The 12,319-nt window shown below is 68.1% G+C and carries 12 protein-coding genes; 1 reads left to right on the top strand and 11 read right to left on the bottom strand.

What is annotated here, in order from left to right; all coding sequences use genetic code 11:
* Window positions 1-307 precede the first annotated feature (307 nt).
* On the bottom strand, window positions 308-1,567 hold the full coding sequence (tyrS, locus tag BHE97_RS09995) for a tyrosine--tRNA ligase (protein ID WP_087623880.1): 1,260 nt from the start codon (window positions 1,565-1,567) through the stop codon (window positions 308-310).
* Between the two features lie 210 nt (window positions 1,568-1,777).
* Entirely contained in the window at window positions 1,778-2,158 is a 381-nt protein-coding gene (locus tag BHE97_RS09990) for a universal stress protein (RefSeq protein WP_087623879.1), read from the bottom strand.
* A 62-nt stretch (window positions 2,159-2,220) separates the two neighbouring features.
* On the opposite strand from BHE97_RS09990, the gene BHE97_RS09985 reads away from it, so the two are divergent.
* On the top strand, window positions 2,221-2,862 hold the full coding sequence (locus BHE97_RS09985) for a DsbA family oxidoreductase (RefSeq protein WP_087623878.1): 642 nt from the start codon (window positions 2,221-2,223) through the stop codon (window positions 2,860-2,862).
* Between the two features lie 70 nt (window positions 2,863-2,932).
* Here BHE97_RS09985 and BHE97_RS09980 read toward each other — a convergent pair whose 3' ends face one another.
* From BHE97_RS09980 to argG, 9 genes are read right to left on the bottom strand one after another with little or no spacing between them, the layout of a single operon-like run.
* Complete coding sequence (locus BHE97_RS09980) at window positions 2,933-3,499, bottom strand: DNA-3-methyladenine glycosylase (RefSeq protein WP_087623877.1); 567 nt, start codon at window positions 3,497-3,499, stop codon at window positions 2,933-2,935.
* 41 nt (window positions 3,500-3,540) lie between these two features.
* Window positions 3,541-4,950, bottom strand: coding sequence for an argininosuccinate lyase (gene argH, locus BHE97_RS09975; RefSeq protein ID WP_087623876.1), 1,410 nt, complete (start codon window positions 4,948-4,950; stop codon window positions 3,541-3,543).
* 26 nt (window positions 4,951-4,976) lie between these two features.
* On the bottom strand, window positions 4,977-5,480 hold the full coding sequence (locus tag BHE97_RS09970; protein ID WP_087623875.1) for an arginine repressor: 504 nt from the start codon (window positions 5,478-5,480) through the stop codon (window positions 4,977-4,979).
* Window positions 5,481-5,482: 2 nt separating this feature from the next.
* Complete coding sequence (gene argF, locus BHE97_RS09965; RefSeq protein ID WP_087623874.1) at window positions 5,483-6,430, bottom strand: ornithine carbamoyltransferase; 948 nt, start codon at window positions 6,428-6,430, stop codon at window positions 5,483-5,485.
* Window positions 6,427-7,641: an acetylornithine transaminase gene (locus BHE97_RS09960; RefSeq protein WP_087623873.1), complete on the bottom strand. Its 1,215-nt coding sequence runs from the start codon at window positions 7,639-7,641 to the stop codon at window positions 6,427-6,429. Before BHE97_RS09960 ends, argF begins: the two co-directional genes overlap by 4 nt.
* Complete coding sequence (gene argB / locus BHE97_RS09955) at window positions 7,638-8,630, bottom strand: acetylglutamate kinase (protein ID WP_236757628.1); 993 nt, start codon at window positions 8,628-8,630, stop codon at window positions 7,638-7,640. Before argB ends, BHE97_RS09960 begins: the two co-directional genes overlap by 4 nt.
* Window positions 8,627-9,778, bottom strand: coding sequence for a bifunctional glutamate N-acetyltransferase/amino-acid acetyltransferase ArgJ (gene argJ, locus BHE97_RS09950; protein ID WP_087623871.1), 1,152 nt, complete (start codon window positions 9,776-9,778; stop codon window positions 8,627-8,629). Before argJ ends, argB begins: the two co-directional genes overlap by 4 nt.
* Window positions 9,775-10,821 carry an N-acetyl-gamma-glutamyl-phosphate reductase gene (gene argC / locus BHE97_RS09945; protein WP_087623870.1) on the bottom strand — a complete coding sequence of 349 codons (1,047 nt, stop codon included), beginning with the start codon at window positions 10,819-10,821 and terminating at the stop codon, window positions 9,775-9,777. Before argC ends, argJ begins: the two co-directional genes overlap by 4 nt.
* The gene (gene argG, locus BHE97_RS09940; protein ID WP_087623869.1) at window positions 10,821-12,251 is read right to left on the bottom strand and encodes an argininosuccinate synthase; all 1,431 of its coding nucleotides are present in this window, start codon (window positions 12,249-12,251) and stop codon (window positions 10,821-10,823) included. The genes argC and argG overlap by 1 nt, the downstream gene beginning before the upstream one ends.
* Window positions 12,252-12,319: the final 68 nt, after the last annotated feature.

Raw genomic sequence — 12,319 nt, 5'->3', positions numbered from 1 at the left:
ACATCAGACGCACACCACAGACATCACCCTGGACGGGATCATCTATTGGAAGCTTGTCGATCTTACACCCTACGTTTTCACCGAGGCAACCCCGGGTCGGTTTGGGTGACACCCTCCGTTGTCAGCGGCTAGTTTCCGGACCCCCGCAGGGCTCCTGGCGTTAACCGTTTCGGTTCGGGCGGCTGCCTTCGGGCCTGATCTCTCAGCCCCTCTCGGCAACAAGAAGAACATTACACACCCGTTTCCAGGGCGGTCAAACCGGGGGGTGGGTGTTGGCCATCACACCTGGAATGCCAGGCTTTTCCGCTCATCCGACCAGCTGGACACCCGAGACGGACCGTTTGCCCTTGCGCAGCACGACCCAGCGCCCGTGCAGCGCTCCGTCGGTCTCCAGGGCCGCCTCCGGATCGGTGACCCGTTCGTTGTTCACATAGGCACCGCCGTCGGCGACGGCACGACGCGCGGCCGACTTGGAATCGGCGAGTCCGGCCGCCACCAGGGCGTCCACCACCGACGTCCCCGGCGGCACCTCTGCCGCACCTGCTTCGGTGAGCGCCGCCGCGAGGGTGGACTCCGGCAGCGCGGCCAACTCGCCCCGTCCGAACAACGCACCGGAGGCGAGCTCAGCTGCCTCGGCCTCGGCCCGGCCGTGCACGAGCGAGGTCACCTCCCGGGCGAGCAACCGCTGCGCGGCCCGCAGGCCCGGCTTCTCCTGGTGCTCCACGTCGATCTGCTCGATCTCCTCGACATCGAGGAAGGTCAGCAGCTTGAGATACTCCCCCACCTTCGCGTCCTCGGCATTGATCCAGAACTGGTAGAACGCGTACGGACTCGTCAAATCGGGGTCCAGCCACACCGCGCCACCCTCGGTCTTGCCGAACTTGGTGCCGTCCGCCTTGGTGATCAACGGGGTGACCAGGCCGTTCACCCGATCGCCGTCGGCACGGCGCACCAGCTCGACACCGGCCGAGACATTGCCCCACTGGTCTCCTCCGCCCATCTGCAACCGGCAGTCGTACCGGCGGGCGAGCTCGAGGTAGTCCATCGACTGCAGCAGCACGTAGCTGAACTCGGTGTAGCTGATCCCGGACTCCAAGCGGCTCGCGACGACGTCACGGGCCAGCATCCGATTCACCGGGAAGTGCTTGCCGATATCGCGCAGGAAGTCGACGACATTCAGCTCGCTCGTCCAGTCGAGGTTGTTCACCAGTCGGGCGGCGTTCCTCCCCTCGAAGTCGAGGAAGGGCGCGGCCTGCGCGGCGATCGAGTCCACCCACCCCGCGACGACGTCCTTGGTGTTCATCTGGCGCTCACCGCTCTGCTTCGGATCACCGATGAGGCCGGTGGCACCGCCGACGAGCAGCAGCGGCTGATGTCCAGCCAGCTGAAGCCGCCGCATCATCAACAGCTGCATCAGGTGGCCGATGTGCAGGCTCGGCGCGGTCGGGTCGAATCCCGTGTAGTAGACGAGCGAACCCCGGACCAGATCGGCGCGCAGCGCATCCAGATCGGTGGACTGCGCGATCAGGCCGCGCGAGAGGAGATCGTCGAGAACGTGCTGAGTCACGGGGAATCCTTTCGAATCGTCGCCCCGAGCCTAGATGGAGGCACATCCCGTGTAGACAAGGGTCCGGCCACGCCCGCCGGTGGGAGCAACACACCGCTGCGCAGTTGAGGCGGTGACCTATCGTCCTTCTGCGGCCATGAACGGACGCCTACTCACCGCCTCAGGGCGGGCGAGTTCGGGGCAAGCGCCTCATGACGCTGTGGGATCGGCTCAGGGCTTGACGGCGATGACGGGCATCGGCGCATCGAGCAGGATCATCTGCGTCACCCGGCCCATCAGCATCTTGCCGACGGGGGTGCGCTTGCGGATGCCGATCACGAGTCGCTCCGCACCCGCCTCCGTGGCCTGCTCGATCACGACATCGGCCACGTCCAGGGAGGCGGCCCGCCGGATCTCATAGTCGAGATCCTCCAGGTCGAACCTCTCGGTGAACTCCGAGAGGTCGATCTCATGCGGTTCCTCGAACTCGGGATCGATCTCGTCGACCGTGATGATCACCAGATGCTGCGCGGTCGCCTGTGCCTCGGCGGCGGCCCAGCGCAGAGCACCTTTGCCGAAATCGTCGGGTCGGTAGGCCACTGCGATCGTCATGGGTCGAGGCTACCGCGTCCAGCGGAAGGAATACCGCGGCGAGCCCAGGCGTTGCGTCGGCTGTGAGCGATTCCATCAAGATCGATGTCTGGTCCGACATCGCGTGCCCCTGGTGCTTCATCGGCAAACGCCGACTGGCGGCGGCCCTCGCTGATTTCGACGGCGAGGTGGACATCGAGTACCACAGCTTCGAGCTCGCTCCGGACACCCCGGTGGACTTCGAGGGCTCCGAGGTCGACTTCCTCGCCCGCCACAAGGGCATGCCCGAGGCCCAGGTGATCTCGATGCTCGAGCAGATGACCCGACTGGCCGCGGCCGAAGGTCTCGCGTACGACTTCGATGCGCTCCAGCACACCAACACGCGCCTCGCCCACGAGGCCCTGCACGCCGCCAAGGCGCAGGGCCTCCAGGCGGAGTTCAAGGAGCGCCTGCTCGCCGCCTATTTCGAGGAAGGCCGGCACGTGGGCCGTATCGAGGACCTCGTCGCACTTGGCGGCGAGATCGGCCTCGATACCGCCTCGCTGCGCGCGGCGCTGGAGGACGGCACCTATCGCGTGGCCGTCCAGGCCGATATCGACCAGGCCGGCGCGTACGGCATCGGCGGTGTCCCGTTCTATGTCATCGACGGCCGGTGGGCGGTCTCGGGTGCTCAGAGCCCCGAGGTCTTCGCGGGCGCCCTGGATCAGGCGAGGGCTGCGCGATGAACGGACCATTCGAGCTCGTCGAGGGCGATGAGGAAGCCGTGTGCGCCGACGGCGTCTGCGCCATTCCGGCTCATCCGTCGTCCGAGGAGGACTCCGCCCGGGCGTGACGCCGGTAGGTCGAGACCGTCGGATCTCCGGTGATCCAGAAGCGCCACGGACGGTCAGCCGCGCGACGTACTCCGACGCGGGGGCCCTCGCTCACGCTCACGTCGTCGACCTTCGGCGCCAGGACGACCGAAGGCCCCACACGGACGTCGATGTCGAGGTCCGCCATCGTGATGCCGAGCGCCCGGCAGAGGTTCCCCGGGCCCCGTCCCAGCGCTTCATGCGGAACTTCTCCCCTGCGCTCGCAGGCGAGCTCCTGCCCATCGACCACCTCGCCCGCGCGGAGCAGCACGGCCGCCGCCTCTTCGCTCGGTCCGGTGACGATATTGGCGCAGTGATGACCGTGGATGCGGTACACGTACAAGCGCCACGGAGGTCCGTACATGATCTCCGAACGAGCAGTGCGGGTGTAGGCATGCGATGCCGGATCGGTGACGCCTCCATAGGCCTCCACCTCGGTGATCCGCACCGTGACGCCGTGCGCGGTGAGCTCCCGGCCGAGGAGGCCGCGAGCCTGTTCGAGAACGGACACCCCGTCACGCTACCGACACCGTCATGGTCCGGCCAGGAGCGTCACGCCAGGCGTCCGCGGATCTCGGAGAGCTGATCGGTCACGCGCGACGGCGCCGTGCCGCCCCGCGCGTCACGCGAGGCGAGCGAGCCCTCGACCGAGAGCACTCTACGGACACCGGGCCCCAGGCGCGGAGAGATCTCGGCGAAGTCCTCGTCCGTGAGATCCCACAGCTCGATCCCCCGCTGCTCGCAGACCTGCACACAGGCACCGGAGATCTCGTGAGCCTCGCGGAACGGCACACCCTCGCGCACCAGCCACTCGGCGATATCGGTCGCGAGAGCGAAGCCCTGCGGCGCCAGCTCGGCCAGTCGCGCCGTGTCGAACCGCAGCGTCGCGATCATGCCGGTGAACGCGGGCAACAGCACCTCGAGCGTATCGATGGAGTCGAAGACCGGCTCCTTGTCCTCTTGCAGATCCCGGTTGTAGGCGAGGGGCAGTGCCTTGAGGGTGGCCAGCAGCCCGGTCAGGTTGCCGACCAGACGCCCGGACTTGCCCCGGGCCAGCTCGGCGATATCGGGATTCTTCTTCTGCGGCATGATGCTGGATCCCGTGGAGTAGCCGTCGTCGAGCGTGACGAAGCCGAACTCCTTGGTGTTCCAGATGATGATCTCCTCGGCAAGCCGGGAGACGTCGATGCCGATCTGTGCCGTGATGTAGGCGAACTCCGCCACGAAGTCACGGGCGGCGGTGCCGTCGATCGAGTTCGGTGCCGAGCCGGTGAAGCCGAGATCGCGTGCGATCGCCTCCGGATCCAGGCCCAGGGAGGATCCCGCCAGAGCACCACTGCCGTAGGGCGACTCCCCCGCGACCCGCTCGTCCCACTGGGCCAGCCGGTCCAGATCGCGGACCAGCGGCCAGGCGTGGGCGAGCAGATGGTGCGACAGCAGCACCGGCTGCGCGTGCTGCAGATGGGTACGCCCCGGCATCGCGACACCGAGGTGGTTCTCCGCCTGGCTGGTGATCGCCAGCGCCAGCTCGCGCACCAACTGGGCGATCTGGCGACCGTGATCGCGCAGGAAGGCACGGAACAGCGTTGCCACCTGATCATTGCGCGAGCGACCCGCGCGCAACCGCCCCCCGAGCTCGGCACCGGCACGCTCCATGAGCCCCCGCTCCAGTGCGGTGTGCACGTCCTCGTCATCAGGCTGAGGGGCGAACGACCCCGACCGCACATCGGCCTCCAGCCGGTCCAGGGCGGTCAGCATGGCATCCAGATCCTCCTCGCCGAGCAGCCCCGCGCTGTGCAGCACCCGCGCGTGCGCCCGCGACCCCGCGAGATCGTACGGCGCCAGCCGCCAGTCGAAATGCGTGGAGCGCGAGAGCTCCGTCAGCTCCGAGGACGGCCCGGAGGCGAAACGCCCGCCCCACAGGCGGGTCGACTCCTCGGAGTGCTGCTCGTGTTCGGCCACGTGGATCCCTCTCGTACGGAGCTCGCTCAGGCCGATTGGCCCGCGAGCTGAGTGAAGTAGTCGGCCACCGCCGACCCGCCGTGCGGGTCGCGGCAGATCAAGAGCAAGGTGTCGTCGCCCGCGATCGTACCCATCGTGTCGACACCACCGGCGTGGTCGATCGCGGAGGCGAGATACTGCGCGGCGCCCGGGGGCGTACGCAGCACCACGAGATTGGCCGAGGCCTCGACCGTCACCATGAGCTCGCGCACCAGCCGTTGCAGGCGCACGGTGGCGGCCGCGGTGTCCCCCACCCGCGGGGTGGGATCGCCGCCCTCGGCCGGCACCGCGTACACGAGTGCGCCATCGGCCTGACGGATCCGCACCGCGCCGAGCTCGACCAGATCGCGGGACACCGTCGAGACGGTCGCCGAGATGCCCGCCTCGGCGAGCAGTCCCACCAGATCGGACTGCGAACGCACCTCCTCGCGCGTCAGCAGTTCGATGATGCGCTGCTGGCGGGCGGTCTTGGTCCCCGGAACCGTCGTCATCGTCACTCCTCCGCCCGCGCGAGCAGCCAGGTGAGCACCGCCTTCTGCGCGTGCAAGCGGTTCTCGGCCTCGTCCCACACCACGCTCTGCGGACCTTCGAGCACCTCATCGGTGATCTCCAGGCCGCGATAGGCCGGCAGGCAGTGCAGAACGATCGCCTCTGGATCGGCGTGCGCCAGCAGCTCGCTCGTGAGCGAGTACGCGCCGAAGATCGCGATGCGCTCGGCCTTCTCATCCTCATGGCCCATCGAGACCCAGGTATCGGTGATCACGACATCGGCACCGTCGACCGCTGTACGCGGGTCATCGGTGACCAGCACCGACCCTCCCGTTGTCTCGGCGATGCGCTGGGCGTCCGCCACGATGGCGAGATCGGGCTGATAGCCGAAGGGGCCACCCACGCGCACGTGCATGCCGGCTGTCGCCCCGCCGAGCAGATAGGAGTGCGCCATATTGCTCGCGCCATCGCCCACATAGGCCACCTGCAGCCCCTGGAGTGGACCCTTGTGCTCGCGGACCGTCATCCAGTCCGCCAGGATCTGGCAGGGATGGAAGTCATCGCTGAGCGCATTGACCACCGGCACGCCCGAATGCTCGGCCATCAGTTCGAGACCCGCCTGCGCGTAGGTGCGCCAGACGATCGCGCTCACCTGACGCCCGAGCACGCGCGCGGTGTCGGCCACCGACTCACCGCGTCCGACCTGCGTCGTGCCCGTGTCCAGGATGAGGGGCTGACCGCCCAGATCGGCGATGCCCACGGCGAAGGACACCCGCGTGCGCGTCGAGGACTTGTCGAACATCACCACAACCGTCTGCGGCCCCTCCAATGGCCGGCGGCTGTAGGGCGCCGCCTTCAGCTCGAGGGCCAGATCGAGGATCTCGTCCTGCTCCGCCGGGGAGAGATCGTCATCGCGCAGGAAGTGCCGGAGTCCGGCACCGGCCTCGCTCACGAGAGCACCTCCGCGAGCACCGCGCGGATCGCGGCAACCGCGTCACGTGCCTGCTGTGTGGTGAGCACGAACGGCGGGGCGATGCGCAGCCGGTCCGGCGTGGGGGCGTTGACGATGACGCCCGCCTCGAGCGCGGCCTTCATGACATCGGCCGCCACCGGTCGCTCGAGCACGATGCCGAGCAGCAGGCCCCGCCCGGACACCTCGACGACTCCGGGGGTCCCGGAGAACTCCTCGACGAAGAGCCGATGGAGATCGTGCACCGCGGCGAGCAGCTCGTCGCGCTCGATCGTGTCGATGACCGCGAGCGCCGCGCGGGTCGCCACCGGGTTGCCGCCGAAGGTCGTGCCGTGATTGCCGGGACCGAAGAAGTCACCGGCCGTGCCCACACCGATGCAGGCGCCGATCGGCATGCCGCCGCCGAGCCCCTTGGCCAGGGTCACCAGATCGGGCGTCACACCCGAGGGCGTGTGCGCGAACCAGTCACCCGTCCTCCCCATACCGGTCTGGACCTCGTCGAACCACAACAGAGCGCCATATGTGTGCGTGATATCGCGGGCCGCCTGTAGGTAGCCCTCCGGAGGCACGATGACCCCCGCCTCACCCTGGATCGGTTCGAGAACGACCGCAGCGGTCTCGCCGTCGACCGCCGCACGCAAGGCCTCGACATCGCCGTACGGCACCCACGTCACCTCACCGGGCAACGGCTCGAACGGGGTCCGGTAGGCCTCCTTGGATGTGAGCGCCAGCGCACCCATCGTGCGTCCGTGGAAACTGCCCTCGGCCACCACGAGCTGGGTACGCCCGGTGCGCCGGGTGGCCTTCAGGGCGGCCTCATTCGCCTCGGAACCGGAGTTCGCGAAGAACACCTTGCCGTCGGCTCCGAGGAGGGCCAGCAGTTTCTCGGCCAGCTCGATCTGCGGCGGCGAGGTGAAGAAATTGCTGATGTGTCCGAGCGTGCCCATCTGCTCGCTCACGGCGTCCACCAGCGCCGGATGCGCGTGACCGAGGGCGTTGACCGCGATGCCCGCCAGCAGGTCGATATAGCGATTGCCGTCGGCATCCCATACCTGCGCGCCCTCACCGTGCACGAGTACCCGCTGCGGATCCCCGAAGGTGTTCATCAGCGAGCCGCGATAGCGCTCGATCCACTCCGGACCACCCGGCCGGGGCTCCCGGCCGTGGATGGGAGCGATGCCGTCCCCTGTCATAGCCTCTCCTTGCTGCTGGTGGTGTACAGGGCGGTGCGCAGACGGGTCTCGACACCGGGCAGTACCTGGGTGCCGACGCCCTCATCGGTGAAGAGTTCCAGCAGCACCGCATGCGGGGTGCGGCCGTCGACGACCGTGGCCCGGTTGACGCCTCCGCGCACGGCGTTCAGACACGCCGTCATCTTGGGGATCATGCCGCTGGCCAGACTCGGCAGCAGGCGCTCCAGGGACTCGGGGCTGATCTCCCCGATGACATCGGTGCTATGGGGCCAGTCGGCGTACAGGCCCTCGACATCGGTCAGCACGAGCATCTTCTCGGCCTTGAGCGCCGAGGCCAGTGCTCCCGCCGCGATATCGGCATTGATGTTGTGCACCTGACCCGAGGCATCGGGCGCGACCGTGGACACGACCGGGATCCGGCCGGCCTCGATGAGATCGAGGACCGCTTCGGGACGTACGCCTGTGACCTCGCCGACCAGCCCGATATCGGTGGGCTCGCCGTCGACGACGGGCATCGTCTTCTGGGCGGTGAACAGTCCGCCGTCCTCACCCGACATGCCGACGGCGAAGTCGCCGTGGGCATTCAGCAGGCCGACCAGCTCCCGGCCGACCTGGCCGGTCAGCACCATTCGCACGACATCCATCGCCTCGGGGGTGGTGACGCGATAACCGCCGCGGAACTCCGACTCGATGCCGAGCCGATCCAGCATCGCGTTGATCTGCGGGCCGCCTCCGTGAACGACGACCGGCTTGAAACCGGCGAGCCGCAGGAAGACGATGTCCTCCGCGAAAGCGCGCTTCAAGGTCTCATCGGTCATGGCGTTGCCGCCGTACTTCACCACGATGACCTCACCGTGGTACTTCTTCAGCCAGGGCAGCGCACCCGCGAGAGTCGCGGCCTTGTCGGTAGCCTCCCGCCAGGAGTCGGGATTCCAGACCGTGTCGATGTCATCCGTGTCGTCGGTGTCGTTCATCTCTGGCTCGCTCATGTGGAATAGGCCGAGTTCTCATGGACATAGGCGTGGGTGAGGTCATTGGTCCAGATGGTCGCCGAGGCGTCACCGGACTTGAGATCGATCGTGACCGTGACGTGCCGCGGCTCGAGGTCGACGAGGTCGATCGACTCCCCCACGCCGCTGTCGCGGCAGACCCAGACGCCGTTGACCGCCACATCGAGATTCTGCGGATCGAACAGCGCATCCGAGGTACCGACCGAGGCCAGGATGCGGCCCCAGTTCGGGTCCTTGCCGAAGATCGCCGTCTTGAACAGATTGCTCCGGGCGACCTCGCGGCCGACCGAGAGCGCATCGGCCTCGGACGCGGCGTTCACCGTGGTGATCGCGATCTCGTGGTCGGCACCCTCGGCATCGGCGAGCAGCTGCATCGCCAGATCCCCGCACACCTCGGTCAGCCGCTCCGTGAACGCATCGGCACCCGGCGTCACGCCCGATGCGCCGCTCGCCATCAGCAGCACGGTGTCGTTCGTGGACTGGCAGCCGTCCGAGTCGAGCCGATCGAAGGTGCGGCTCGTCGCGACGCGCAGCGCCTCGTCGAGCGTCTCGGCCGGCAGGTCGACGTCGGTGGTGATGACGACGAGCATGGTGGCCAGTGCCGGCGCGAGCATGCCCGCACCCTTGGCCATGCCGCCGACCGTCCACCCGTCGCCCTCGCGGACGGACTGCTTGCTGACGTGATCGGTGGTCATGATCGCCGTCGCCGCGGCATCGCCGCCGTCGGCGTCGAGAGCCTCGACTGCCGAGCGCACACCAGTCAGCAGCTTGTCCTCATCCAGCAGCCGGCCGATGAGCCCGGTGCTGCACACCTGGACGTCCACGGCCCCGCTGCCGATCAGCTCACCGACGAGCTCGGCCGTGCGGTGGGTCGTGGCGAATCCCTCGGAGCCCGTATAGCAGTTGGCGCCGCCGGAGTTGAGGATCACCGCCCGGGCGCTGCCGCCCTTGATCGCCTCCTTGCTCCAGAGCACCGGGTTCGCCTGACAACGGTTGGAGGTGAACACCGCGGCGGCCGCCGTGGACGGTCCCTCATTGACCACGAGGGCGATATCGGGATTGCCGCTGTCCTTGAGTCCGGCCGTCACCCCCGCGGCCCGGAATCCCTGTGCTGCCGTCACGCTCATGGGGCCACTCCGATCGTGGTGAGTCCGGTCGTCTCGGGCAGCCCGAGGGCGAGGTTCATCGACTGGATCGCGCCGCCGGCCGTGCCCTTGACCAGGTTGTCGATCGCGGTGACCGTGACCAGGCGTCCGGCCTTCTCATCGACGGCCACCTGCACGAGGGCCGTGTTGGCGCCGATCGCCGCGGCCGTCGTGGGCCACTGGCCCTCGGGCAGCACGTGCACGAAGGGCTCGTCGGCATAGACCGCGTCGTAGGCATCGCGCACGACCTCGGAGGTCGCGTGCGAGGCGAGCCGAGCCGTCGCGGTGGCCAGGATCCCTCGGGCCATCGGCACCAGCGTGGGTGTGAACGAGAGGGTCACCTCGTCGGCACCCGCGTGCCGCAGGTTCTGCAGGATCTCCGGGATGTGCCGGTGGACTCCCCCCACCCCATAGGGCGACGCAGCGCCCAGCCCCTCGGCCGCGAGCAAATGCGGCTTCAACGCCTTGCCCGCACCCGAATAGCCGTTGGCGAGCACGGCGACCAGGTCGGCGGACTCGACGATGCCCGCGGCGATGGCCGGCTGCATGCCCAGCGTCACGGCCGTGACATTGCAGCCGGGGACGGCGATCCGCCGGGCACCCACGAGCGCCTCGCGCTGACGTGCGTGCCCGCCCACGATGAGCTCAGGCATGCCGTACGGCCACGTCCCTGCATGCTCACTGCCGTAGTAAGCGGTCCAGTCCTCGGCCGACTCGAGCCGGTGATCGGCCCCGCAGTCGATGACGAGGACATCGTCCGGCAGCTGAGCGGCCACGGCCCCCGACGCCCCGTGCGGCAAGGCGAGGAAGACCACATCGTGGCCGGCCAGAGTCTCCGGCGTGGTCTCGGCGACGATCCGATCGGCGAGCGGCAGCAGATGCGGCTGATGCTGTCCGAAGCGTGTGCCTGCCGTGGACGCGGCCGTCAGCGCGCCGATCTCGACCTCGGGGTGATCGAGCAGCAGCCGCAGCACCTCCCCGCCCGCATAGCCGGTGGCTCCGGTGACGGCGACCTTGATGCTCATCAGTCGGCTCCGAACTCCATGGCGGCGGCGTCGACGGCGACCTCTTCGTCACCCTCGACCGCCGGATTGGCCTCGATCTGCTCGGCACCGCCGGCGGGCAGCGCGCCGAACAAGGTCCCATTCTCGACGAGGACCTGTCCCTGGTCGAGGGGCTGCTCGGCGTACATCTCGAGCTTCGCGCGGGAATCGGCGATGTCGAGATTGCGCATCGTCAGCTGCCCGATGCGGTCGGTCGGGCCGAACACGGCATTGTCCGTGCGCTCCATCGACAGCTTCTCGGGGTGATAGGAGAACGCCGGTCCCTGTGTGTCGAGTATCGAGTAGTCCTCACCGCGCCTCAGCCGCAGCGTGACATCACCGGTCACGACCGACGCGATCCAGCGCTGCACCGACTCGCGCAACATCATCGCCTGCGGGTCGAGCCACCGGCCCTCGTACATCAGCCGGCCGAGCCGACGGCCATGCTGGTGATAGTTGGCGATCGTGTCCTCATTGTGGATCGCGTTCACGAGCCGCTCATAGGCGATCCACAGCAGCGCCATGCCGGGGGCCTCGTAGATGCCGCGGCTCTTGGCCTCGATGATGCGGTTCTCGATCTGATCGGACATGCCGAGACCGTGCCGGCCGCCGATCGTATTGGCCTCGTGCACGAGCGCGACAGGGTCGTCGTACCGGACGCCGTTGATGGCGACCGGCAGCCCCGCCTCGAAGGAGACGGTGACGTCCTCGGTGTCGATGTCGACGGAGGGGTCCCAGAACTTGACGCCCATGATCGGCTCGACGGTCTCAAGGGACACGTCGAGGTGTTCGAGGGTCTTGGCCTCGTGTGTCGCTCCCCAGATATTGGCATCGGTGGAGTACGCCTTCTCGGCGCTGTCGCGATAGGGCAGGCCGTGGGCGACGAGCCACTCGCTCATCTCCTGGCGACCGCCCAGCTCAGCGACGAAGGCGGCGTCGAGCCAGGGCTTGTAGATCCGCAGGTGGGGGTTGGCGAGCAGGCCGTAGCGGTAGAACCGCTCGATGTCATTGCCCTTGAAGGTCGAGCCGTCGCCCCAGATGTTGACATCGTCCTCGTGCATCGCCCGCACCAGCAGGGTGCCGGTGACGGCACGGCCGAGGGGCGTGGTGTTGAAGTAGGTGCGGCCAGCGCTCGTGATGTGGAAGGCGCCGCAGGAGAGCGCAGCCAAGCCCTCGTCGACCAGCGGCCGCTTGCAGTCGAGGAGTCGCGCGATCTCAGCGCCGTACTCGGTCGCCCGTCCCGGCACCGAGGCGATATCGGGCTCGTCGTACTGGCCGATGTCAGCGGTGTAGGTGCAGGGGACGGCCCCTTTGTCGCGCATCCAGGCCACTGCCACCGAGGTGTCGAGGCCGCCGGAGAACGCGATGCCGACGCGCTCATTGATCGGGAGATCCGTCAAGACTTTGGACATGAATGCAATTGTTGCATACCTCTGCAAGTAGTTGCATTCGGGGCCGGGGCGAGGCTGGCAGACTCGTG

It is taken from the genome of Aeromicrobium sp. PE09-221 (assembly GCF_002174305.1).
Taxonomy (GTDB): Bacteria; Actinomycetota; Actinomycetes; order Propionibacteriales; family Nocardioidaceae; genus Aeromicrobium.
The sequence above is the reverse complement of the archived record's forward strand: the minus strand, read 5'-3'. Positions and strand labels throughout refer to the sequence as shown.

Coding starts and splice junctions, on each gene's coding strand:
- BHE97_RS09990 (WP_087623879.1), bottom strand. CDS start 2,158: ATGACGATCGCAGTGGCCTACCGACCCGACGATTTCGGCAAAGGTGCT.
- BHE97_RS09970 (WP_087623875.1), bottom strand. CDS start 5,480: ATGACGACGGTTCCGGGGACCAAGACCGCCCGCCAGCAGCGCATCATC.
- BHE97_RS09960 (WP_087623873.1), bottom strand. CDS start 7,641: ATGACAGGGGACGGCATCGCTCCCATCCACGGCCGGGAGCCCCGGCCG.
- argB (WP_236757628.1), bottom strand. CDS start 8,630: ATGAGCGAGCCAGAGATGAACGACACCGACGACACGGATGACATCGAC.
- argJ (WP_087623871.1), bottom strand. CDS start 9,778: ATGAGCGTGACGGCAGCACAGGGATTCCGGGCCGCGGGGGTGACGGCC.
- argC (WP_087623870.1), bottom strand. CDS start 10,821: ATGAGCATCAAGGTCGCCGTCACCGGAGCCACCGGCTATGCGGGCGGG.
- argG (WP_087623869.1), bottom strand. CDS start 12,251: ATGTCCAAAGTCTTGACGGATCTCCCGATCAATGAGCGCGTCGGCATC.